The sequence below is a fragment of the Nocardia sp. NPDC127606 genome, from assembly GCF_042671725.1.
Taxonomy (GTDB): Bacteria; Actinomycetota; Actinomycetes; order Mycobacteriales; family Mycobacteriaceae; genus Nocardia.
On record NZ_JBHXWQ010000001.1, the window covers coordinates 1,516,349 to 1,538,845 of the forward strand.

General features: G+C 64.3%; 19 protein-coding genes and 2 pseudogenes. 5 read left to right on the top strand and 16 right to left on the bottom strand.

Features of this window, described 5'->3' with window-relative positions; translation table 11 throughout:
* Positions 1–28: 28 nt before the first annotated feature.
* The 3 genes from ACFVJ5_RS07180 (at position 29) to ACFVJ5_RS07190 (ending at position 3,219) form a co-directional block, all read left to right on the top strand.
* Positions 29–1,279 carry a saccharopine dehydrogenase family protein gene (locus tag ACFVJ5_RS07180; RefSeq protein WP_379218985.1) on the top strand — a complete coding sequence of 417 codons (1,251 nt, stop codon included), beginning with the start codon at positions 29–31 and terminating at the stop codon, positions 1,277–1,279.
* 266 nt (positions 1,280–1,545) lie between these two features.
* Entirely contained in the window at positions 1,546–1,833 is a 288-nt protein-coding gene (locus tag ACFVJ5_RS07185) for a hypothetical protein (RefSeq protein WP_379218986.1), read from the top strand.
* A 414-nt stretch (positions 1,834–2,247) separates the two neighbouring features.
* The gene (locus ACFVJ5_RS07190) at positions 2,248–3,219 is read left to right on the top strand and encodes an MBL fold metallo-hydrolase (protein WP_379218987.1); all 972 of its coding nucleotides are present in this window, start codon (positions 2,248–2,250) and stop codon (positions 3,217–3,219) included.
* 456 nt (positions 3,220–3,675) lie between these two features.
* Here ACFVJ5_RS07190 and ACFVJ5_RS07195 read toward each other — a convergent pair whose 3' ends face one another.
* Together ACFVJ5_RS07195 and ACFVJ5_RS07200 are read right to left on the bottom strand one after the other, a co-directional pair.
* Positions 3,676–4,140 (bottom strand): pyridoxamine 5'-phosphate oxidase family protein, encoded by a 465-nt coding sequence (locus ACFVJ5_RS07195; protein WP_379218988.1) that lies wholly within the window; start codon positions 4,138–4,140, stop codon positions 3,676–3,678.
* 69 nt (positions 4,141–4,209) lie between these two features.
* Positions 4,210–4,365, bottom strand: coding sequence for a hypothetical protein (locus tag ACFVJ5_RS07200; RefSeq protein ID WP_379218989.1), 156 nt, complete (start codon positions 4,363–4,365; stop codon positions 4,210–4,212).
* Between the two features lie 182 nt (positions 4,366–4,547).
* On the opposite strand from ACFVJ5_RS07200, the gene ACFVJ5_RS07205 reads away from it, so the two are divergent.
* A complete protein-coding gene (locus tag ACFVJ5_RS07205; RefSeq protein WP_379218990.1) occupies positions 4,548–4,745 on the top strand; it encodes a hypothetical protein in 198 nt (65 codons plus the stop codon).
* 716 nt (positions 4,746–5,461) lie between these two features.
* Here the strand turns inward: ACFVJ5_RS07205 and ACFVJ5_RS07210 are convergent.
* Positions 5,462–6,889, bottom strand: a complete 1,428-nt coding sequence (locus ACFVJ5_RS07210; RefSeq protein WP_379219796.1) for an amino acid permease — start codon at positions 6,887–6,889, stop codon at positions 5,462–5,464.
* A 992-nt stretch (positions 6,890–7,881) separates the two neighbouring features.
* Here ACFVJ5_RS07210 and ald point away from each other — a divergent pair.
* Positions 7,882–8,988 carry an alanine dehydrogenase gene (gene ald, locus ACFVJ5_RS07215; RefSeq protein ID WP_379218991.1) on the top strand — a complete coding sequence of 369 codons (1,107 nt, stop codon included), beginning with the start codon at positions 7,882–7,884 and terminating at the stop codon, positions 8,986–8,988.
* On the opposite strand, the gene ACFVJ5_RS07220 is transcribed toward ald, so the two are convergent.
* From ACFVJ5_RS07220 to ACFVJ5_RS07280, 13 genes and pseudogenes are all read right to left on the bottom strand, one after another.
* Positions 8,985–9,542: an Lrp/AsnC family transcriptional regulator gene (locus ACFVJ5_RS07220; RefSeq protein WP_379218992.1), complete on the bottom strand. Its 558-nt coding sequence runs from the start codon at positions 9,540–9,542 to the stop codon at positions 8,985–8,987. The two genes, ald and ACFVJ5_RS07220, sit on opposite strands and share 4 nt — an antisense overlap.
* 585 nt (positions 9,543–10,127) lie before the next feature.
* The gene (locus ACFVJ5_RS07225; protein ID WP_379218993.1) at positions 10,128–10,277 is read right to left on the bottom strand and encodes a hypothetical protein; all 150 of its coding nucleotides are present in this window, start codon (positions 10,275–10,277) and stop codon (positions 10,128–10,130) included.
* Between the two features lie 818 nt (positions 10,278–11,095).
* Positions 11,096–11,458, bottom strand: a pseudogene (locus tag ACFVJ5_RS07230) (IS701 family transposase); the annotation flags it as partial.
* 14 nt (positions 11,459–11,472) lie between these two features.
* Positions 11,473–11,889, bottom strand: a pseudogene (locus ACFVJ5_RS07235) (hypothetical protein); the annotation flags it as partial.
* A gap of 229 nt (positions 11,890–12,118) precedes the next feature.
* On the bottom strand, positions 12,119–12,832 hold the full coding sequence (locus ACFVJ5_RS07240; RefSeq protein ID WP_379218994.1) for a hypothetical protein: 714 nt from the start codon (positions 12,830–12,832) through the stop codon (positions 12,119–12,121).
* Positions 12,833–12,992: 160 nt separating this feature from the next.
* Positions 12,993–14,396, bottom strand: coding sequence for an MFS transporter (locus ACFVJ5_RS07245; RefSeq protein ID WP_379218995.1), 1,404 nt, complete (start codon positions 14,394–14,396; stop codon positions 12,993–12,995).
* Between the two features lie 57 nt (positions 14,397–14,453).
* Entirely contained in the window at positions 14,454–15,626 is a 1,173-nt protein-coding gene (locus ACFVJ5_RS07250) for a hypothetical protein (RefSeq protein ID WP_379218996.1), read from the bottom strand.
* A gap of 3 nt (positions 15,627–15,629) precedes the next feature.
* Positions 15,630–17,168 (bottom strand): class I adenylate-forming enzyme family protein, encoded by a 1,539-nt coding sequence (locus ACFVJ5_RS07255; protein ID WP_379218997.1) that lies wholly within the window; start codon positions 17,166–17,168, stop codon positions 15,630–15,632.
* A complete protein-coding gene (locus tag ACFVJ5_RS07260; RefSeq protein ID WP_379218998.1) occupies positions 17,165–17,590 on the bottom strand; it encodes a Zn-ribbon domain-containing OB-fold protein in 426 nt (141 codons plus the stop codon). Before ACFVJ5_RS07260 ends, ACFVJ5_RS07255 begins: the two co-directional genes overlap by 4 nt.
* Positions 17,583–19,079: a pyruvate carboxylase gene (locus tag ACFVJ5_RS07265; RefSeq protein ID WP_379218999.1), complete on the bottom strand. Its 1,497-nt coding sequence runs from the start codon at positions 19,077–19,079 to the stop codon at positions 17,583–17,585. Before ACFVJ5_RS07265 ends, ACFVJ5_RS07260 begins: the two co-directional genes overlap by 8 nt.
* A 5-nt stretch (positions 19,080–19,084) precedes the next feature.
* Positions 19,085–20,509 (bottom strand): hypothetical protein, encoded by a 1,425-nt coding sequence (locus ACFVJ5_RS07270; RefSeq protein ID WP_379219000.1) that lies wholly within the window; start codon positions 20,507–20,509, stop codon positions 19,085–19,087.
* On the bottom strand, positions 20,506–21,936 hold the full coding sequence (gene accC / locus ACFVJ5_RS07275) for an acetyl-CoA carboxylase biotin carboxylase subunit (RefSeq protein ID WP_379219001.1): 1,431 nt from the start codon (positions 21,934–21,936) through the stop codon (positions 20,506–20,508). The genes ACFVJ5_RS07270 and accC overlap by 4 nt, the downstream gene beginning before the upstream one ends.
* On the bottom strand, positions 21,933–22,463 hold the full coding sequence (locus ACFVJ5_RS07280; protein WP_379219002.1) for an acetyl-CoA carboxylase biotin carboxyl carrier protein: 531 nt from the start codon (positions 22,461–22,463) through the stop codon (positions 21,933–21,935). The genes accC and ACFVJ5_RS07280 overlap by 4 nt, the downstream gene beginning before the upstream one ends.
* Positions 22,464–22,497: the final 34 nt, after the last annotated feature.

Sequence of the window (22,497 nt, forward strand, 5' to 3'; positions counted from 1 at the left end):
AACGTTTATAGTTTGGGAGATTGATCGTATGCGGGTGCTCGCACTTGGGGGAGCGGGGGCGATGGGGGCGGCAGCCGTGCGCGCCGCAGCGAAGTTGCCCACCGTGACCGACATTGTTGTGGCCGACCGAGATCTGGCCGCGGCTCAGACATTGGCGGTCGAACTGGCCGGGCGGGCGGTCCCCGTCCGTGCCCTGCGGGTCGACATCACCGACCCCGCCGCGCTCAACCAGGCTCTGCACGGCGCCGATGTCGTGCTCAACACCGTGGGCCCGTACTACCGATTCGGCCCGACGGTTCTTCAGGCGGCGATCCTGACTCGGACCCACTACCTCGATATCTGTGACGACGGCGAACCCACCACGCGCATGCTCGAACTGCACGACGCCGCGCAGAAGACCGGCGTGTGCGCGATCGTGGGGATGGGCGCAAGTCCAGGGGTGAGTAATCTGCTGGCACTCACCGCCACTCGAGGCTTGCAATGGGTCGAGGACCTCTATACCGCCTGGCCCGTCGACGTCCCCGAATCCGTCGCCACCCTGGATCCGGCGGAGCCCGGCAGTGTGGCAGACGCGGCCGCGGTGCACTGGATGCAACAGATCAGCGGCACCATCACCGTCGTCCGCGATGGCGTCCTGGCAGAGGAGCCGCCGCTGCGCGCGGTCACCTTGGATCTACCCGGCCACCGTCGCGGCGCCGCCTACACCGTCGGGCACCCGGAACCGATCACAATGCAGCGCACCCTGTCCCCGCACGGTGAGGCCGCCAACCTCATGGTCATCACGCCGGGGACCGCGGCCTTCCTCAACGTGCTGCGCACCGATATCGACCGCGGCAAACTCACCAACGAAACCGCCGCGCACGAAATCGCCCAACCCAGCCTGGGCCGCATTCTGCGGTCCCTGACCCGGTTTCGCTCACGCCCCTCACATGGCACCCTGCCGCCGTTCTTCGCGGCCGCGACCGGCAACACCGGCACCCACGACCGCTCCACCATCGCCTACCTCACCGAAACCGCCGATACGACACGGTTCCTCACCGACATGGCCAGATCCACCGGAATCCCCCTGGCATTGGGTTTGTCGCAGCTCATCGACGGCACCGCCCGAAAACCAGGGGTCCATCCACCGGAGGCGATCATCGACTCCGAGCGCTTCTTCCGCGATCTCGCCGCGAGAATCGGGATGAGCCCGGCACTGCGTCTGGTCACCGTCGAGCATGCGCCGTGCGAAAAGACCGCCGGGGTCGGCGAAGCCGACCAGAGCACTCTTTGTGGGTGAGGGCCGATTCGATGCCCTCCCGACCTCTACAACACAACCGCATCCGGCGTATCGCGGTGAACCAAGCCCTGCGACGAGTCAGGCAACGAGTGCTGAACCAGCGTCTCGACGCGACAGTCGCATCGTGTTTGCGGATTCGATCTGGTGCACGGCCTCGAGCGCCTGGCTGCATGGTCGGCGCGCCGTGCGCGCCGCGAATACACCGCCGCCCAGTCCAAGTCGACTGGATATCAACCGCTTTTCCGACTCTGCTCAGGACTGACACTATGTCGTTTCGCAACAGCACACCCCGAGCCCGCATCGCCGCGCTCGCGATCACCCTGGCCGGGGTACTCGGCGCCGCATCGATCGGATCCGGCCCGGACCCAGACGACACTATCGCCCTACGGCCGGCACATGAAGCGCGCGCGCACGCCACCGCGATCAAGCATCAGACCCCGCACGCCGAGCCGAGCACCGCACCCAGCACCACGCGCCCACCCAAGTGGCGGCGCATCCCGCGCCCCGACGGCAATGGATGGACCGTGTGCCCTCCTCGCGCCAAGAAATGCTGAACCCACGACCCGCTCCCCGGTGGGGCGGTGTGGAATTTGAGTCTGGAGTTCGCGGGGGCGCGGGCGGTACTGTGATCAGGCATGTTTCCGGAGATGCGGTTCGCCCGCAGCGATCGTGCCTAGTTGTCGTGGCGCCGCCGTGCAGGCGCTGACTGTCTGCCGCCTCACCGTCGATGATCTGCCGATGTGTTGTGTGGCTTGTGCGCCCGTGCTTGAAAGGACTACCGGCTTATGTGCATGTCGTGCGAGGGGGATGTCAGCGGGCGAGGGAATTCCGGTCTGAGTCGCCGATCGGCGTTGGCCGGACTGGGTTCGGCGGCCACGCTGTTCGCGGTCGCGGCGTGTGGTTCGTCGAACAACGCCGATAAGATATCGCCAGCGAGCGCCACAGCGACACCGGCGCTGGCGGCGCCGGTGAAGCTGGGTGTGGTCCTGCTCGGTACCCGCGCTGGGCCGTACGTGCAGGGAGATCGGACCGGGATATCGACGGCTTTGGTGGTCGACGGCCAGGTCTATCTGGTCGACTGCGGCCAATCGTCGGTGTGGCAATACCACCGCTCCGGGTTGAAGTTCGCCGCCTTGAAGAACATCTTCATCACCCACCTGCACGCCGACCATGTGGCCGACTACAACAATTTCTTCATGCTGGGCGGCTCCACCGATGTCCAGACCACCGACGGCGTGTCGGCGCCGGTCCAGGTCTACGGACCGGGTTCGGCCGGTGGGCTGCAACCCGCTTTCGGCGGAGCGGACCCACCCGTGGCCTCGCCGGGCGATCCGACACCTGGCCTGGCGGAGCTGACGCGCAGATGCAACGAGGCGTTCGCCTACAGCAACAACGTGCTCATGCGTGACACCGGGTTGCAGGACACGGCGGCGATCGCGGTCGTCCACGAGATTGCCCTGCCGCAGGTCGGCGCCAGCTACACCGACACGGCCCCCGCGACTGCACCATTCCCGGTCATGAGCGACGACCACGTGCAGGTTACCGCGACGCTGGTCCCGCACGGCCCGGTATTTCCTTCGTTCGCGTTCCGTTTCGACACCGAATACGGTGCGGTCACCTTTTCCGGAGATACCACCAACTCCGAGAACCTCATCCAACTCGCTCGCGGTTCAGAACTGCTCGTCCACGAGGCGATCAACACCGAGGGCGGAAACCTGTCGCCCTCGGCCCAATCGCACATGAGCGAGTCACACACGGCGGTGCAGCAGGTCGGCACCATCGCTTCCAAAGCCGACGTTCCCCAACTTGTTCTCTCACACATCGCGGACTTCGGGCCCACTGCGACTGTCGACCCGGCGCAATGGACTCGCTGGGCTCAGCAGGGATACTCCGGCGAGGTGATCATCGGCAACGACCTGCAGACCATCACCCTGCAATAATCGCCACACCTGAGCCAGGGCCCTTCCCACATCAGAGACCGGGGCGGCGCTGGCGCCGTTCGAGATCGGGCACTGTGGGCAGCCTCCACGTTTGCCGCCGATGTCTGCGTGGGCTGCCATGTGGCCGAACTTGGCCCTTCTGTTTCCTATGTCTGCGCGGGTTGCTGTACGAATTGCCGGCAGCACGCGGCGATGCCGCGGTACCACTTGGTGGGACATCGACGGAGGCAACCGCATACGGCAACGAGTGAGCGCCTCGGCGAACAAGAGGCTTGCTTGCGTGTAGCAAGGCAGGAACGGCCAGCTGATCGGGCTTGGCATCGGGTGTTTCGGATGCCGCGCGAGGCCTGAGTGACCCGCGAGCGCGCCAAGGCGCGAGATTGTCGCTGCTCGGGCTCGCTCAGGCTCGTGCATATCTTCAATCCCGCGCGCGGGCATCACCGCAGCAAAGCTGCCTTACTCCGAACGAGACCGTCGCACATTCGAGAAGGGAGACTGCCAAGCGGCCGAGTCGACAACAGGAAACCGGCGACCGGTCACTATGGTTGGTACGAGTCGGATGAAGAAATTCTTCGCCCCGGCCTGCCACGGAAAGAGGGGCAGATCCACCGTGTCCATCAAATCACCGATCTCCCGGATCCCATCTGCACGTCCCTTGATCACCACACTCCAGGCTTCGTGAGACCCGGAGATGTAGCCGTCGACTTCCAGCGCGACGGGCGCATCCGACAACGCGGCGGACATCTTGGTGCCTCGCGCGGATCGAAACACAATGGTTCCGTGATCGACCGCGTAGTTGAGGGGGAAGATGTCTGGATGGTCATCCACCCACACAGCGAGGCGGCCGATCTCCTCTGTACGCAGTAGCGCCCAGCAGTCGTTGACAGCGAGTTCCTTGACACTCGGGTCGTCGCTTCCCATAGTCTTTGCCTTTCTGTCGTGGGCAGAAGTCTGTCCGTTCACCTCCCAATGCGCTGATCCGTCCCGTGTTCAGCACGCACAGGTGTCCCAGCCCGAACTTATCGCGTGGACGGCGTGCAGTGGCGCGACGCGCAGCATCGCGGTGCGCGAGGCCCCGCTTCCACCGTTCAATGCCGATTCCGAACCGTCGACCCCGAACGCTGGGCGGGTAGCGAGTGCGGTCATGGTGACGGTCTCAGTCTAAATCCCCGGTGGCGGGCGGGGCGATGATGAGCGGGCATTCGGCGCCGTATCGAGCAATCCTTGACTACCGAGCTCGTCGAGCACGGCGCCGACCAGCGCCGTTTTCCCTCCGCAAACGCCCCGGCGACGGGTCGACCTGTTGACCTGCGAGGACGAGGTATCCGATGACCAGCGATTCCAGCCCTGACATCGACACTGTCCGTACCGTTTTCGGTCACGCCTCACGCGCGCCGTCGCTGCACAACAGCCAACCGTGGCGTTGGCGCTGGGACGGAACCACCGCAGCGCTCTACGTCGACGCCGAGCGGCTGCTGCCCGCGACGGACATGTTCAACCGCGAAGGCGTGCTCGGAGTCGGGTAATGCTCAATCACGCCGAAGTCGCGTGGGTGCAGCGGGGTGGCAGACCCGTGTGTCCTGGTTCCCCGATCCCACCGTCCGCGGCCACCTCGCCTCGCTCCAACCCGTGTGCCCGCACGTCCCTACCGAACCGGAATGACTCCTCGGCCAGGCGATCGAACAGCGCTATAGTGACCGAATGCCGATGGCCGAGCCATCGGGTTGGCCGACGGTAGGAAGGATGTTTGGCGCTGCGGCTCGGGGAGCGAACGAAGGGCAGTGGCGAGGCGGTCGAACCATTCGTCGTAATTGTCGATCCGCTGGATTCGGTGCCCGGAACGGATCAGCCAGTCGATGAATTCATCGAGGGACACCCCGCCGTCATGTCCCGACGCCTCGAGAAACGCCCAGGTCGGTGCAAGCTGTTCGGATCATCGGTGTGGTTCAGGGCTCGAGGTAGAGGCGTTCGTTGGGCAAGCGTGGATACCTGTAGGTGTCATCCGGGGTCACTGTGAGATGCTTCGGATAGCAGCGGTGACGGCAATCTTGTATGAACAACAATGCCGCAGTGACGCACGCCGTGAAATCGAAACGCACGCTGCCTAATTGCACTGCAAGGTGCACGTCCGGTTCCTCCGGGTGCGGAGACTTCTGGCTATCCATATCGGGCACCAGCCTCGTTGGGTACGGCGCAGAATCTGCGCGACCATCAATCGCGGTGAGATCGAGAAAGCAGCAATTCATCGTTTCGTTCCTTGCGCAATGTCGTGATTGCGATCTCCTGGCCCCAGCCGGGTCATTATGAGATATCCCGCGCTGACGACTACCCCCCATACGGCGCCGACCGCGACCGCGGTACGCCCGCTGTCGGTGAAGAACAGCAGGAACACAACAAGACCGAGGAGTCCGAGCGCGAGCCAGGTGGTCACCGGCGCGGCGGGCAGTCGGTAGTCGCTTGCCGGTAGGACTCCGGCTTTGACTCGGGCGCGGTAGACCATGTGGCAGATCAGTATGGTTCCCCAGACGAAGATGATGCCGACGGTCGAGACCGAGGTGATGTAGGCGAAGGCCTTGTTGGGAGCGATGGCGTTGACGACTACGCCGAGGGCCATGACGCCCGCGGACAGACAAATTCCGGCGAACGGCACCGAGCGGGAGCTGAGTGTGCCGACCACGGCGGGTGCTTCCCTTCGCAGTGACAGGCTGCGGAGCATCCGCCCGGTGGAGTAGATGCCCGAATTACATGATGACAGTGCGGCGGTGAGCAGTACGAAGTTGATGATGCCCGCGGCGGCGGGGATTCCGATCTGCTCGAAGACTTCGACGAACGGACTCTTTCCCGCCTGAAAGTTTCGCCAACTGGCAACGGACATGATCACCAGAAGCGAACCGATGTAGAACAGGCCGATGCGGAACGGAAGGGTGTTGATCGCTTTCCGCAGCGTCTTCTTGGGATCGCGTGCCTCGCCTGCGGTTACGCCGACGAGTTCGACGCCGACATAGGCGAACAGCACGATCTGCAATGTCATCAGGGACTGCCCGAAGCCGTGGGGGAACACGCCGCCGTCGGCCCACAGGTTGGTAACGGACGGGTGCGCCGCGTGACCGAATCCGATTGTCAAGACCCCGATCCCGATCAGGATCATCCCGACGATCGCGGTGATCTTGACAGCGGAGAACCAGAACTCGGCCTCCCCGAACAGCCGTACCGAGATCAAGTTCGCACCGAACAGCACGGTCAACACGACCAGTGCGGTGATCCACGGCTGGATGTCGAACCAGTACTCGATGTACTTGGCCGCGACGGTGATCTCGGCCATGCAGGTGCTTACCCACACTGCCCAGTAGGTCCAACCGGTGGCGAATCCAGCGAAGCGGCCGAGAAACTCGTGGGCGTACTCTGCGAAGCTGCCGGAAACCGGCCGGTACGTCAGCAACTCGCCAAGTGCCCGCATGATCACGAAGATGGCCAGGCCCGCAACGAGATACGACAGGATCAACGCGGGTCCCGCCTGTGCGATCGCACCGCCCGAGCCGTAGAAGAGACCGGTGCCGATCGCCCCTCCTATCGCGATCATCTGTATCGTCCTCGGACTCAGTCCGCGGGCGTAGCCTTCCGGCTCCGTGGCTGTGAACACACCAGGCTCGGTATTCCCATTCCGGTCCATCTTGTGCTTTCTGTCGGGGATTGTCATGTGTCCATTCCTTCGGTAACTGCGGATGCGACAAGACATCGATGCTCAACGGCAACCGCAGATGCGCGGCGTATCCGCGCGCGGGCGTCCACGGCATCGGACAGCAGCTCGCCAGCGTGGTTGCTCAGACCGCTCGCTGGCCCAGGTATTGCGGCTGTCGCGGCCTTCTGGTCATGGCCGGCGAGCGAGAGCCAGTGGCGAGCGAGACCCAGCGGAGAAGCGGGGTCCGATCTTCACGGCAAGCTCCTGAACGTGTGTATCGCGGATTGAGCGGCAGCGCCGCAGCCGATGGCTGATATGAGTGGCGTCACTGGTTGATCTATTTCTAGTAGTATGAATTTTGATCAACAGTATTGCCATATTTCTGCATATAATTCTGAAGAATCGAGCGATTTCCTCTGTATATTCTGCTAAGGAGCGAGACTTGGGTTCGGAACCGAGGAATCTTCTGCATGTGAGGGATGAGCCCGCTCAGGCAACCCGGGCATCATCCTCCCGCCACTGGCGGTCACGTTCGACGCGCCTGTGTGGGGTGGTGCCGGCGCCGTGATCCTGGTTCGGCCCCCATGCGTGCAACACGGTTTCGAGGGAATCGTCATAGGTGCGATGAACCCGGCGGCGCTACGTCCGCCCGGTCGATGAGGTCGGGGATCAGACCGCGCTATCGCCCGGGTGCACATCCGCTGACACCGCTCTTGTGGCTCTACCGGAGGCATCGGGCCTCGCCGGCAGGCGGCCTTCCACCGCTTCGTGGTCGGCAAATCGAGGTGTCGGTTCGTCGAATATCTTGCGGAAATGTAGACCCGACTAGCGATAGTTCAGACAATTCGGATGAAAAGTAGCCACTCTGAAGAATTATATTCAGTAGTATAGACGTATTGTCGCAGAATATTCATACTCGGAGAAGCGGTGATCCACTTCATACGGATCATTCCGGTGTCATCCATCGACGTTAAGGAGTGCAAGTGAAGATCGGAATCCCCCGCGAGGTCAAGAACCATGAGTATCGGGTCGCGTGCACCCCAGCGGGCGCGCATGAGCTCGTGTCTCGCGGACACGAGGTGTACATCGAATCGGGGGCCGGTCGCGGGTCGGCGTTCGAAGACGAGGCGTACACCGCCGCCGGGGCGCGCGTGCTGGACTCCGCTGACGAGGTCTGGGGGACCGCGGACGTGGTGCTCAAGGTCAAGGAGCCGGTCTCCGAGGAGTATTCGCGCATGCGCGAGGGCCAGGTGCTGTTCACTTACCTGCATTTGGCAGCGTCTAAGGAATGCACGGACGCGCTACTGACCTCGGGCATCACCTCGATTGCCTACGAGACGGTCACCAGCAGGGACGGCTCGCTGCCGCTCCTCGCGCCGATGAGCGAGGTCGCGGGCAGGCTCGCGCCGCAGGCCGGGGCATACCACCTGATGCGTAGCGGCGGCGGCCGGGGCGTCCTGATGGGTGGCGTGCCGGGCGTCCCACCCGCCAACGTCGTCGTGATCGGCGCCGGTGTGGCAGGCGGTAACGCGATCGCCGTCGCGCACGGCATGCGCGCGAACGTGACCGTCCTGGATCTGAACATCGCCCGCCTGCGCGAGATCGACGCGCGGTACGAGGGGCGGGTGCGGACCGTCATGTCCAACCGATTGGAGGTGGAAGCCGCAGTCCGCGAAGCGGACCTGGTGATCGGCGCGGTGCTGGTGCCCGGTTCCAAGGCGCCGACCTTGGTCTCCAACGACCTTGTCGCGCAGATGAAGGCGGGCTCCGTGCTGGTCGACATCGCCATCGATCAGGGTGGCTGCCTTGCGGATTCACGGCCGACCACCCACGCGGAACCGACCTACCGGGTGTGCGACTCGGTCTTCTACTGCGTCGCGAACATGCCGGGGGCAGTGCCATACACCTCGACCGTGGCGCTCACCAATGCCACACTGCCGTATGTGGTTTCGCTCGCCGAGCACGGCTGGCAAGATGCGGTGGCCGCGGACCCGGAATTGGCCGCCGGTCTGAGCACCCACCGCGGAGTGCTGCTGTCAGAGTCCGTTGCTGCCGCTCACGGATACATGGCACAGAGCCTGGTGGCCTAGGGATTTCGCCGGGAGCTTTCGTCCGCTGCGGGCGCGATGTGTGGGGTTTTTGCGCGCAAGTGCTCGAAGATGAGAATCGTCTCGGTCGAGGCGACTGCGGAATGCGCGCTCAGATGGTTCAGCACGAAGATGCGTAGCTCATCGCTGTTCGCGGTAGCGACATGGATCAGATAGTCCTGGGCACCCGCGATGAAATACACGTTCAGCACCGTCTCCAACGCCGACATCTCCGTCCCGAACTCGGCGAGCTGGTGTCGCGCGCCGGCATGTAGCCGAACCGCAATCATCGCCTGCAGGCTCCGGCCCAGTGCGGCCATGTCGATATCGGCATGGAACCCGCGAATGACGCCACGTTCCATCAGTGCCCGCACCCGCCCGAGACAGGTGGACGGTGCTATGCCCGCGGCGGTGGCGAGCGAATTGTTGGTCATACGCCCATCCCGCGCGAGCTGGTCCAGCAGAATCCGGTCGATGTCATCGATCAGCGTGCCCGGACGGGGGCGGTTCGGCGGAACCGTCGAGGCTGGGCCAGCAGGTGAATCACTCTTCCGCATGGCCCGACAGTACCGAATATTATTCGTGATCTGAAGCGCCTATTCGAGTGATCTTCGAGTGGTAGGAACCGAGGGTGAAGGGTACCGGACGCCGACGAGCGCATCACCGCCGCCGATCCAGCAGATCGCCGACGCTCCCACGTGCATCTGGCAGCAGGCTTGACCGAGGCTTCGACAGCCGCCAACGCGCCATCGGCGACTGGCTGCCGTACGCCGGGTCGCCGGACTTCTCGATGACCTCGCCACGCAGTTCTCGATCGACGAAATAGCGCCCTCTCGATAAATGCGTTTTCCCGGCGCGCTGTTCGAACGCTTCGCCGTCGCGTATGCCAGCGCGTTCGTCTGCACGCGCTCGGTCCCTTCGCCAGGCTGTTCACGGCCGGGTAATTCTTCACTCACGCACTGGGAACCGACGTGGGGTTCGTGAATCCGTGAGCCGATGCTTCGGGGGGTTCTTGTCGTCGATTCGATTCCCTTCATGCAGTCGAAGCTGGGGCGAGTGCCTGCTCTGGTTGATCTATGCGATCTTCCGGGCCTGCTTCGGACCCTTCACGCTGCACGCGCGTGAAGGACGCGGCACGAGGATCAACCAGGCATAGCGTCCTGGGTTCTGATGTCCGACTGGCTGTTCAGGCAATCCGACGAAGAAGACGACCCGCAGTTGAAATCGTCGATCCCTGCGTTGAAGCACTCGCCGTACGGGATCGCCGACTCGCGGTTCAAAATGATCGCCACGATGCCACTGCATCGAGACACCGGAGTTCGTGCCCCGTCCTGGTATCACCGCATCCAGCAGGTCCGGTAACCAACAGTCAACGAGTGCCGGGACAGTGAAACCGCAGTTTGCCGGAGTTCACAACCAGACCGGCCATCGCGGCGCGGTAATTGAGCAAGTACCGCGGAGGCGCTGATCCATCGGCAGGCTCGGACCAAGCCGCCGTCACTCGCCGTCGGTGGTTCGACCGCTGGTCTCCGTCATCGCGAGTGGCGGAAGCGGAGCAGCCGGAACTTGGGAGCCCGCGATACCTGAGTGACGGCCCAGCCAGTTCTCCAATTCCACTGTCCGCCAGCCGAAGGTGTCGAAGTCTCGCAGTCCGTTTGTAGGCTCGAATAGCATCGGCGCATTGTCCATGGTAGATCTCGCGACGGCGGTGAGTGCTTCCGCCGGCATCCATGTGGGTGTCGCAGCCCCGGCCCGGGTGGCGAACGCGCCCCACCGAACTTCGTTCCGAGCCGGTGGGGCGAGTTTGCCGACGTGGTCGGACTGCTATTGCTGTCATGCAAATAGGCCTCACGCACCCCCTCGATTGAACAATAACTCCCGGCGCTGAATACTAGTATTCCAGCATCACTTCGTGATGTGTTGCCTGTCTTCGCTGGTAGTGGGCTTTTTTAGCTCGGTATTGGTGTCTTCGTCGCCAGGTCGACCAGCGGTGTGCCGATGTCAGGTTCGGGATCGGGGTGATCACGTGTGCCAGGAGATGCTTGATTTCACCGAGCGTGAGTGAAATGAGGGCGCTGCCAATACTTTTGGGGAAACAGCAGCCGTCGGCGAGGTAGGGGTGGGCGAGCATCGCGAGGGTGATGTGCCGATACCAGCCGTCGTAACGGCGGACCTGGTATTGATCGAGCCCGACCTCGGTTTTCGCGGTCTGGAAACAGTCCTCGACCGCCCATCGGGCACCAGCGACACGGACGAGATCCTCGTCGCTGGTACCCACCGGGGCGCCGCACAGGTAGTACGCGATTTCGAGTTCGCCGTTCGCGCTGCGGGTCAACGACCGACGCGCCAGCAGCCAGCGCCGCCACCCGGCGCCAGCTTCACTGACGGTGGGCAGCGTGGACACGGCCCAGTCGAACAGCCTGGGGCCTTTCGCGCCTTCGCTGCAGCTCAGCCGCTTCCATGCCTCGGGTGGCGCGTTGCGACGACCAGCAAGCTCGGGAATTGATGCTCACGGAAGAATTTCACGACCGCATCGGTACTGGTCTTCCAGTCCTCCGGGAACCGCTCGAGGTTACGAAGATGGTCGTGATACCCGTCGACAGGAAGAGCGCGATGGCATCCTCGACGTACTTGTCGAAGTCGGTGTCGTCGAAGATCCCTGATACTGGAAACACAACCCGTCGCCGATGTCGAACAGCACCCACCGCAGGTAGTGCAGTCGCAGCGGCACCAGCACAATGGGGTCTTCCCGGACCGCGGCCTCGAACTGCTTGCCGTACTCCCGGATCGCCGCCTCCCGACCGGGTTTGACCTTCGCGATGATCGAGAAGCCGTAATTGGCCGGTGTGCGGGGGAATACCGGCCCGGCACGAGATCCAAATACCCTTCCTTCGGGATGGCCATCGCCGCCGGCTTGGACCAATCATGATCTTTGCCGATGATCGACCCGGAGCAGCAAAATGGATTTCACAGTGCAGTTGTGCACTGAAGGCCGTTCTTATGCCCGAAGGGACACACGCCTCAACCACAGAGATCCATCTTCGGAAACGCTGAATCTACGTCCAACCGATTGCCTCCGCGCGACGGGCGTTGGGACTCCGGAGCGTTGTTCTCCCCGGATCAACTCTTCCGTCTATTTCTTGGGTTCCGGGAAGGGCTCATTGATGGTCGTGAAGTACTGGATGCCTGCCGCGATCGCGACCGGTGCGGCGACGAAGATGGAGCCGGCGACGACGCCGATGGGGGCGAGCGCGGCGGCACCGATGAGGCATCCAGCGAGCGGGCCCGCGCCGAAGAGGGTGGCGAGCGGACTGGTGAGGGCGGTACCTGCGGCGCCGCCGAGCAGACAGCCGATCGTGCCGGATCCGACCGCGCCGACGATGGCGCCGATTCCGGCACCGAGGATGACGGTCTGGCTCATGCGTGCCCAGGCCGCGACTTCGCGGTCGTAGGGCGTCTTCCACGGTGCTTGCTGCTCGAACGGCAATGCTGCGGGCTTGTAATGTGCGCGGTCCATGTCGAGCGCAGGGGTGAGGGTGGCGGTGTTCCCGTCGATTTTGGCGTCGATGGGGAACGCGATGTCGTCGACGTTGAATTCCAGGGGTACACCGGCGAGGATTTCACCCGTGTTGGAACGGATTTGGAATTGGTCCTGGTCGACGATGAGCTTGCCGGCGTCGACGGTGATGACCGCGGCGTTGCCTTCCTTGTAAGCCTTGTAGTTCACGGCGGGCGCGATATTGACGCTGAGTGGTCCCGAAGCCGGTGCAGCCGAAGCGGTTCCGGCAGTGAGGCTCAGCGCGGCAGCGGCAATAACCGCTGCCGCGGCAGCTTTGGTGGTGCTCATCACTGATTTCCTTGTTCTAGGCGATAGTTGGGCTGAGGTATACTGGTTCAGTACGGTCAGATGCTGGAGGCTTGGACGACCCGGTCAATTTGTTGTTCCACCGAGACGCCGTGGGCGTAGGATGCGCTCCTTTCGCTGAATACCCGTGGGGCATCAGAACTCAGGACGCTCCCGCCCGATCGATACTCATGCCGCGGGTTTCACGCGCGCGGAGCATGACGGGACCGAGGCACACCAGGAAGATCGCGCAGATCAACCAGAACGGTGCACTCGCCCCCAGATTCGACTGCATGAAGGGAAGCGACGCGACGATGAGAACTCCACCGAAACATCGGGCGGCAGACTCCACGAACCCGGCGGCGGTTCCTCGTGCGTGCGTGGGGAATTGCTCGGCCGTGAACAGCTTGGTAAAGGGCGCCAAACCCGTGGAGAAGAACGCGCTGGTGAGTCCGAAAGCGACTGCGAGCGTTGTGTTGTCCGACAGCGCGAGCAGGCTGAAACCGAACCCGGCACCGAGGCTGTAGAGGAGGAAGGTCTTCTTACGGCCGATTCTCTCGGCAAACTGCCCCACCGCGACCGCCCCTATCGCGCCAGTGATGACGATTCCGATGGTGGTAGCCAGCGCTGCCTTGTCCGACATCCCCTTGTCCGCGTAGATCGTCGGCGCGTATATCAAGAGCACATAGCTAGCGGCACTTGCGCCTGCGCAGATGAGCACGCACAGAACGAAACGGCCGAGGAGCGGCTGACGAAACACGGCCGCAGACTTGCTGCCCCCTCCGGTGCCTGCCTCGTATTCGGCCTGCACGATGGCGGTGATCCTGGAATCAAGAAGGCCGTCGTCGTGCTCGTAGCCTGCCTCGCGTTCCATCCGCTCCACCAGCGCCTGCGCTTCGGCTCCACGGTCCTTGAGTAGCAGCCAACGCGGGCTTTCGGGCAGATGCCGGTAGATGAGCGGCACCGCCAGGATCGGAAGGCCACCGAGGAGAAACATGATGCGCCAGGCCAGTTCGACAGGAAGACGATCGACCATGGCCAGTGCGGCCGCCTGTGGAACGAGATAGCTCAGTGCGAGCACCCCGGACGCCGCGGCGATCATTCTCGCGCGGGATCGGGTCCCCAGCAGTTCCGAGAGTATGAGGTACGGAATCGGGAAGACCGCTCCGAGCGCGAGGCCGCCGAGAACACGCATCGCCATGATCCAGCCGATGTCCGCCGACACTGCGCACAGCGCGGAGAACAGTGAAAACACCGTGACGCCCCAGAGCAGAACAACCTTGCGGCCATAGCGGTCGATGAGGCGGCCCGCGAAGGCTGCGCCCACGATGATGCCGGCGGTGGAGGCGATGCCGAGCTGGGCGGTGCCCTGAGCCGTCAGGCCCCATGGCTCCTTGACCAACAGCAGGATCGGGCCGATCACCCCGGTCTCGAACCCCTCGGCGATCCAGATGATGGTCACGAGGATGGTGGTCAGCAGTGCTGTCCTCGTCATCGGTAGCCGGTCCAGGCGGGAGAGCAGGTTGGCCGTCTCCATGACACCCGGCGGGATAGTTGTTTCTTGCATGGGGCCTCCTTGGAGGGATATCCGGTCGGGCGAGACCACGATGGCCGGGCCGAGAATTCAGATCGTGTCGAGGACCATGACCATGTGCGCGGACATGACCATTCCTCCGGCCTGTACCAGGCAGGTACGTGCGCCAGGGATCTGACGCGGGCCGCATTCGCCGCGCAGTTGGCGGACCGCCTCGATCATCAATTGCATGCCGAACTGGCCGGAATGGTTGAACGAGAGCCCGCCACCGGAGGTATTCAGCGGGAACGATCCGCCCGGGGCGATTCGTCCGCCGCCGACGAATGCGCCCGCGCCGCCGGGCTCGCAGAACCCGAGCGCTTCCAGCGCTACCAGCACATTGATGGTGAACGCGTCGTAGATCTGGACGACGTCGAGGTCTTGGCGGTCGAGCTGCGCCATGGACAGCGCGTCATCGGCGATCGTGCGCAGCGCGCCGTTGTCGAGCCAGTCGTCGTTGCCGAGTGGGGTCAAGTGATGCCGGTAGGTGTCACCGAAACCCCTGATCGACACCGGTTTCTGCGCCAGATCGCGGGCACGGTCGGCGCTGGTCAAGATCATGGCGCCGGCGCCGTCGTTGATCTGGCAGATGTCGAGCTTGCGTAGCGGGTCGGCAACGCGCGGTGACGCGAGATAGTCCGCCATGGTCAGCGGATCCTGGCGCGCCGCGTTCGGATTGAGCTGTGCCCACTGGCGGGCGGCGAGCGCCACCTGGCCGAGATCCTCTGGCGCGCTACCATATCGACTCGAGTACAGCTGGGCCAGCATGGCGTAGTACCCGACCGGATTGAGCATCCCGTACGGCGCCGCGAACTGACCCACAGGTGAGCGCGGGTCTTGGACTATGCCGCTGCGCGCACGGCTCTTGTCCAAACGTTGTGTGCTGCCGTAGGTGACCAAGGCTACTTCGCACAAGCCTGCCTCGATGGCCGCCATTGCATGGACCAGATGGGTGATAGTGGACTGGCCACCCACCACCGTGCTGTCGACATACCGCGGGTGAATGCCGAGGTATTCAGCAACAAGCAGGCCGTTCGCCCGATCATCCCAGTGCGCAAAGACACCATCGATGTCGGCCAAGCCGAGCCCGGCCTCGAGCAGTGCCAGGCGGGCAGCCCGGCATTGCAGCGACAGCGCCGTCGACCCGGCGGGCGCACTGCCCAGTCCCGCTTCACCCACCCCGACGATGGCGTATCGCCCCGCAAGAGCGCTCTTGTCCGCCATCTGTCAGTCCGTCCCGATGGATGCGGCGATGATCTTGGCGCGGACATCCTTCTTGAGGACCTTGCCGACCGAACTGCGCGGCAACGTCTCCCAGAATTCGACCTGCTTGGGGGTCTTCAGGCTGCCGAACCGGTTCCGGCACATCGCGATGATGCTCTCGGCGGTCACCTCGGACTCTGGCTTCAGCTCGACCACGACGGTGAGCCGCTCGCCCCAGTCGTCGTCGGGCACGCCGACGACCGCGCAGTCCTGCACGGCGGGATGCGACCAGATCAGCTGTTCGATCTCACTGGGATAAATGTTGAACCCGCCGGAGATCACGATGTCTTTGCTGCGATCGACGACGTAGAGGTAGCCGCTCTCGTCGAAGACCCCGATGTCTCCGGTGTGGTGCCAGCCGAAACGGTGCGCTTCGGCATCGGCCTCGGCATTGTTGAGATACCCGGGACAGACCAGCTCACCTCGGACGACGATCTCCCCGCGCTCACCGGCCGGGACGAAGCGGCCGTCGTCGTCCATCAGCGCCACCTCGCACGCCCCGGTCGGCCGACCGGCCGACGCGAGGTGCCCGACGGCCGCATCGCTGAGGGAATGATCCTGACGCGTGAGGCACGTGATCACTCCCGGCGCCTCGGACTGCCCGTAGAACTGGACGAACACCTGACCCCACAGTTTCAACCCTTCCTCGAGCTTGTTCACCGACATCGGTGCGGCGCCGTAGATCACGTACTCGAGGGAGGAACAGTCCCGTGTCTGGGCGTCCGGGTGCGCCAAGAGCCGGTAGATCATCGTCGGCGGCAGGAAGATGTGTGTCACCTGCTCCCGCTCGATCAGCTCGAGGATGACCGCGGGATCGGTCGACGGCGCCATCACGTTGCGAGTGCCGAAGGCGGACAGTCCCATTGCTGTCGCGCCCGCAGCGTGGGTCAGCGGTGCCACCACCAGGTGCACCGGGTCCTTCGCTGGCGCGGTGAACTGATTGACGATTCGGTAGGCGGCAAGCAGGCAGCGGTGGCTCTGCATGATCGCCTTGGGGCGACCGGTGGTACCCCCGGAGGCCTTGATCAACGCTATGCTGTCGATATCTCGTCGTGTGTTGCAGGACTGTCCCCGATGGTCTCGCTTCCATGCCTCGGTACTGTGCTCGGCCGCTGTGCCATCGTCGAACACGATACATGCTGTGAGCGTGGGTACTTCGGACCGAATGCGATCAATGTGCGGGAGGTACTGCTCGTGGTAGACCAGCGCCGACATTTCCGTGAATCGCATGAACCAGATCAGGTCCTCGATGTGGTCGCGGGCGTTGAGCGGTACGTAGGTGGCGCCCGCACGCAGGATCCCGAGCATCGCGACGAAGCCGTCGGGATGATTCGGGGACAGAATGCCGATGGTGCCGTTCGCGAGTCCTTCTTGGGTCAGTCCGTGCGCAATCGCGTGCGAGGCCACCACGACGTCCTGGTAGCTGAGCCGCAGTGTGTCGGACTGCAGAAACGCGCGCTCCGGGTATCGGGCGGCGCCCGCGTCGAAGTAGTCGGTGATCATCGGTAGTCCAGATCTGTCAGGGTGAATTGGGGGAGGACGGCGGTGGTGCTGACGCGTTCGAAGCGGACTTCGACGTGGGCGCCGACGCGGATGCGGTCGATCGGGCAATCCACGATGTTGGTCAGCAGGCGCACGCCCTCGTCGAGGTCGATGATGGCCACGGCATAAGGAACCTTGTCCGCCATCGACGGATCGGCCGGAATCCGGCAGATCGTGAAGGTGTAGATGCTCCCCGCTCCCACCGAGTCCACCCATTCGAGGTGTTCTGACAGGCAGGCCGTGCAGAAAGCGCGCGGGTAGAACTGATGACGCCCGCACTCCTCGCAACGCTGGACCACGAGGCGTTCCTCGCGGGCTGCGTTCCAGTACGTCGCCGTCTCGGTGGTGGGGCGCGGTTCCGGACGCAGCACGTTGTCAGCCATTGGCTCGTAGTTCGATGCCGGGTGCGACCAGACGCACGTTCCGCTTGCTCCGCATCCGACTGAGTCCGGCCATCACCTCCACGACCGTCTGCTCGACGCTGAAGGTGTCCTCGACCGGGACGAGTGCATCGATCTTCTTGTCGTCGTACATGTAGCGCAGGATCATTTCGTCCGGCGAGAGGTGCCCGTACTGTTTCCGCAGTTCCGGCACGACCGGGTCGAGCTGCGGCGGTGTCTCGGAAATATCGCGCGAGCCGTTGTTCATCACGAGGTCCTTGACGTTGTCGTCGACGGGTAGCGGCAGCGCGCCGAAGTATCCGCACACGTACTTCTTGACCTCGTCCGGCACCACGCTGTAGCGCTCGGTGTTGAGCACATTCATCACGGCTTGGGCGGCGACGATGGCGGGGAACGGCGTCGCCATGACAGGCGAGCCCAATTCTTCTCGCACCCGGCCGATCTCCTCGATCACCGCGGGCAGCTTGTCGGCGATTCCGGCCGCCTTCAGCTGCGCCTCCAGATTCGTCATGGCGCCGCCTGCGTACTGCGTCTGGTAGTTCGCAGGGTCGTATTCCGCCGGGACTCCGACGGGGTAGTTCAGCTGCGCGGCGAGCTTGCCCAGGTAGTCGCCCACCTCGTCGAGTGCTCGGTCGTCGATATCGACGGAGAACCCCAAGGCGCGCAGATCCCGTGCCGTCGCCTGCGCCGCAGGCAGCGAGTTGCCATTGGCCAACGGATCGATGGCGGTCAGGATCTGATCCGCGCCGTACACCGCCGCCTCGAGCGCGACCTGCGGACCCATCCCGGTCAAGCAGTGTGTGTTCAGTTCCAGCCGGATGTCGCCGATCGCCGCGCGTAGTGCTGGTACCAGCGTCCGGGTGCGTTCGACGGTCAGGCTGCCACCGGCGTCGGCGAGGCAGATCGTGTCCGGGTCGAAGCGATCGATGACCTCGCGGGCCTGCCGGACGTAGAAGGCATCGTCGTAGCCAGGGGCGAGGTTGAACAAGAGAGGGATCGTGATCTCCGCCCCGAGCCGCTTTGCGGCGTGGACTGCGGGTGCCACGTTGTCCCAGCAATGGAGGGATTCGAGGACCGCGAAGTCACGGATGCCGTTGACGAACATCCGCTCGACGAAGAGTTCGTTGATGTCGGTCGGTCGCGGGTAGAAGCCGTGCAGCAAGTTGCTGCGGATGGCGCCACGGAGGGGAGTTGCCGGGATCCGATCACGCAGCAGACGCACCCGCTCGAACGGATCTTGTTGCAGGAACAGGATTCCGGCGTCGAAGCTCACCATCGCGAGCGCCTCGACGGTACCGAAGCCTGCTTGTTCGATCCTTTCCGCGATGGGCAACATGTGTTCGGTGCGCATCCGGGTCGCCCACAGGCATTGATGAGCGTCCCGGAGTGTGCCGTCGGTCAGGCCGATCGTCCGGCGCCGACCTGTGCGCGCGTAGTCGGCCTCGACAAGGTTCCGGAGGTTGGCGAGCACTGGATTCACCCTTCCTGTTGCAGATGGATGCGGATACCGGGCGCTTGCACACTCAGCGTGGTGTAGCGGCCGGCACGCTCGAGCAGTCCGCGAGCGAGGCTTTCGTAGGGTGTCAACGCTTCGTACGGCCGCACCGCGTTCGCCCTCGGCGGGATGGCGGCGACCGTGACTCCGGCCACCCAGGCGAGCAGTACCGCCTCATCGGCTCCGAGATCGGCTTCGACTGTCATGGGGGAGGCGTCGGATGACAGCACCAGGCCGATCCGCTCCTGGAGGTCGGTGCGAAGCTCACCGTCCACCGTGCCGTACACCCCTTGCAGCAGCCTGCGCAGCACTGGCCGCAGGCTTTCGTATCGCTGCTCGCCATCGAAGTGGCACATCGCTTGCTCAGCGATCGCGCGGGCGAACGGGGCCACCATCGGCGGTGAGCCCATCTCACGGCGCACGACCGCGCATTCCGCGGCGAACTCGTGCAGGTCTGCCCAGCGCCCGCGCAAGGCACTGCGCACGTCGGCGGCCACCTCACCCGGCAGTTGATGGACGTAGGTCGCCAGATCGAAAGGCCACGGCGCCGCAGCGGGAAAGCCTTCCTGGTCGGCGATTTCGGCAAGGATCGCATCGGCGGACAGCAGGCTGTCGAGGTCGGGCAGATCCTGGAAGTGCTGCTCGTGTTGCAGGACGCGGATCAAGGACGGCAGCGAGGGAAGAGAGGCACCGTTGGCGACCGAGGGCAGCGCGGTGTCGATACCGCTGACGCCGAGCTGGCCGGCCTCGAGAGCGACGACGGTTCCGAGCGCGGTGTGGCACCGCGTGTGAAGGTCGAGCGGAGTGTCGCCGAGAGCCGACACCAGTGCGGGGAAAAGGGTGTGAGCCCGATCCGGTGTCAGGACTCCGCTCTCGTCCCGGAGCATCACCCGCGCGGCGCCTGCGGTGACGAGCGATTCCGCTCGCTGCGCGTAGATGTCGTCCGACACATCGTCGTCGGCCGAATAGGGCAGGGCGGCAATGGCGATCAGTCCGGCGGCGGTGGCAGAATTCAGGGCCGCCTTCAGGCGGGTCAGGTCCAGAAGCGGATCCAGCAGGACCACCTGCTGGATGCCCGCCGCGGCCAGTGCCGACAGCCAGGCCTCGATCGCCGTCGGGCCGAGGACGTCGGCGCCCGGTCGTCCATGCCCGGTCAGCAGATTGACGGTGGCGCGCAGCGGAACGGAGCCATAGTGCCGAGAGGCGAGTTCCACCCGCTGCAACGGGTGCTCGTCGCGGGCCAGGCACTCGTCCAGAACTGCGGGACCGAGCACCTCGACTGCCGCCAGCCTGCTGGACGACAGCGCTGCGGCCGAGGCGAGGAGCATCCGATTATCCAGTGCGCCAGACCAAACCACGGCTTGGCCGTCAGTAAGGCTCGTGTCGGTGAATGCGAGCTTGCTCATACCGATACTCCCGCCTCTTTGCTGGACTGACGAGTGCTGAGTTTTTGGTCTCGCGAGGGGAGAAAGGTGTCCTCGACCCACCGCGTGGTGACCGACCCCTCGCGGAAGTGCGGGTGGGCGAGCACCGCGTGGTGGAACGCTGCGGTGGTCGTCGGACCGCTGACCCTCAACTCGGACAACGCGGTGCTCATCTTCTCGATCGCCTCGGCCCGGGTAGGGGCGTGCACGATGAGCTTCGCCAGAAGCGAGTCGTAGTACGGCGAGACCGTGTACCCCGAATGACAGTGGGTGTCGACGCGAACGCCGTGTCCGCTCGGCGGTACCCATTCCTCGACCAACCCGGGACTGGGGAAGAACCCGCGGTCAGGGTCCTCGGCGTTGATGCGGCACTCGATCGCGTGGCCGTCCAGGACGATGTCGTCCTGCGTGAAGGACAGTGGCAGGCCGGATGCGACTCGGATCTGCTCGGCCACCAGGTCTCGTCCACTGATCATCTCGGTGACGGGATGCTCGACCTGGATTCGAGTGTTCATCTCCAGGAAGTAGTAGCTGTTGTCGCGGTCGTCGACTACGAACTCGACCGTGCCCGCACCGACGTAGTCCACATTCCGCGCGAGGCGGACAGCGCTTTCCCCCATCGCCGCACGTTCGTTGGCCCCGAGCACCGGTGAGGGTGCCTCCTCGATCAGCTTCTGATGGCGGCGCTGCGTCGAGCACTCTCGTTCACCCAGATGCACGATGTTGCCGAATTGATCACCGATGATCTGGATTTCGATGTGCCGAGCTCGTTCGATGAACTTCTCGACGTACAGCGTGGCATCGCCGAAGGCCGATTGCGCCTCCGATGATGCGGATCTGAAGGCCTCAGGAAGCTTCTCGGCCGACTCCACGACCCGCATGCCACGGCCGCCGCCGCCGGCAGTGGCCTTGATCAGGACGGGAAAACCGATCTGCGTGGCGATCGTCGAGGCCTCGTCCGGATCGGACACCGCCCCTGAGCCTGGCACGCACGGAACCCCGGCCTTCGCTGCCAAGCCCACCGCCGTGATCTTGTCGCCCATGCTCTCGATGGACTCCGGCGTCGGACCGATGAAGATCAGGCCCGCGTCGCCGCAGGCGCGGGCGAACGACGCTCGTTCGGACAGGAATCCGTAGCCGGGGTGGACCGCGTCGCACCGGGTCCGCTGCGCGGCCCGGACCAGCAGGTCCGCCCGGAGATAGCTGCGTGTCGCCTGGGGCGGGCCGATGACGACGACCTCGTCGGCCATTCGTGCGGCCAGGCTGTCGACGTCCGCCTCGGAGACACCGAGAACGGTGTCGATCCCGAGCGAACGGCACGCCCGGATGATGCGGACGGCGATCTCACCGCGATTGGCAACGAACACCTTCCGGATGTCGTGCTGAACGAAGGGGATGTCGCCGATCATGCCGCGTCCTCCGCCTCGGTGGGGTCGACGATCATCAGGATCTGGTCTTGCTCGACCGCATGACCGTGCTCGACGAGGATCGAATGGATCCGTCCCGCTGCCGGCGCCGCGATCGAGTTGAACATCTTCATGACCTCGACCAGGCACAGCGTCGCCGACGCATCGACTCGCTGGCCCTGCTCCACGAACGGCGGCTGGTCTGGGGCGGGTGTGCGGAAGAATGTGCCGGGCATCGGCGCGCGGATCGCGAGCATCTGGTCCGGGACCTCGGCCGGTGCTGGCTTACTGGTTGCAGGCGGGGCGGCAGCCGGGGTACTTGCCGGCGCGGCTGCCTGCGTCTTCACGGCCGGGGTCGCTGCGATCGGAGTCGCTGCCGGAGCCTCGACTGGTAGCACGCTCAGGGGTGCGGCTCCAGGCTTGCGCGCCTGCAGTACGACATCTCCGATCCGAAGGTCGAGCAAATCGAGGTGCTCTGCGGTATCCAGCAGTTCAAGGATGCGCCGGACGTCTGCGTGTTGAAGATTCATGGTCCACTCCTCGGTGAGTTTCGCGATGGGAGGT

Coding starts and splice junctions, on each gene's coding strand:
- ACFVJ5_RS07180 (WP_379218985.1), top strand. CDS start 29: ATGCGGGTGCTCGCACTTGGGGGAGCGGGGGCGATGGGGGCGGCAGCC.
- ACFVJ5_RS07185 (WP_379218986.1), top strand. CDS start 1,546: ATGTCGTTTCGCAACAGCACACCCCGAGCCCGCATCGCCGCGCTCGCG.
- ACFVJ5_RS07195 (WP_379218988.1), bottom strand. CDS start 4,140: ATGGGAAGCGACGACCCGAGTGTCAAGGAACTCGCTGTCAACGACTGC.
- ACFVJ5_RS07200 (WP_379218989.1), bottom strand. CDS start 4,365: ATGACCGCACTCGCTACCCGCCCAGCGTTCGGGGTCGACGGTTCGGAA.
- ACFVJ5_RS07205 (WP_379218990.1), top strand. CDS start 4,548: ATGACCAGCGATTCCAGCCCTGACATCGACACTGTCCGTACCGTTTTC.
- ACFVJ5_RS07210 (WP_379219796.1), bottom strand. CDS start 6,889: ATGGACCGGAATGGGAATACCGAGCCTGGTGTGTTCACAGCCACGGAG.
- ACFVJ5_RS07220 (WP_379218992.1), bottom strand. CDS start 9,542: ATGCGGAAGAGTGATTCACCTGCTGGCCCAGCCTCGACGGTTCCGCCG.
- ACFVJ5_RS07240 (WP_379218994.1), bottom strand. CDS start 12,832: ATGAGCACCACCAAAGCTGCCGCGGCAGCGGTTATTGCCGCTGCCGCG.
- ACFVJ5_RS07245 (WP_379218995.1), bottom strand. CDS start 14,396: ATGCAAGAAACAACTATCCCGCCGGGTGTCATGGAGACGGCCAACCTG.
- ACFVJ5_RS07250 (WP_379218996.1), bottom strand. CDS start 15,626: ATGGCGGACAAGAGCGCTCTTGCGGGGCGATACGCCATCGTCGGGGTG.
- ACFVJ5_RS07255 (WP_379218997.1), bottom strand. CDS start 17,168: ATGATCACCGACTACTTCGACGCGGGCGCCGCCCGATACCCGGAGCGC.
- ACFVJ5_RS07260 (WP_379218998.1), bottom strand. CDS start 17,590: ATGGCTGACAACGTGCTGCGTCCGGAACCGCGCCCCACCACCGAGACG.
- ACFVJ5_RS07270 (WP_379219000.1), bottom strand. CDS start 20,509: ATGAGCAAGCTCGCATTCACCGACACGAGCCTTACTGACGGCCAAGCC.
- accC (WP_379219001.1), bottom strand. CDS start 21,936: ATGATCGGCGACATCCCCTTCGTTCAGCACGACATCCGGAAGGTGTTC.
- ACFVJ5_RS07280 (WP_379219002.1), bottom strand. CDS start 22,463: ATGAATCTTCAACACGCAGACGTCCGGCGCATCCTTGAACTGCTGGAT.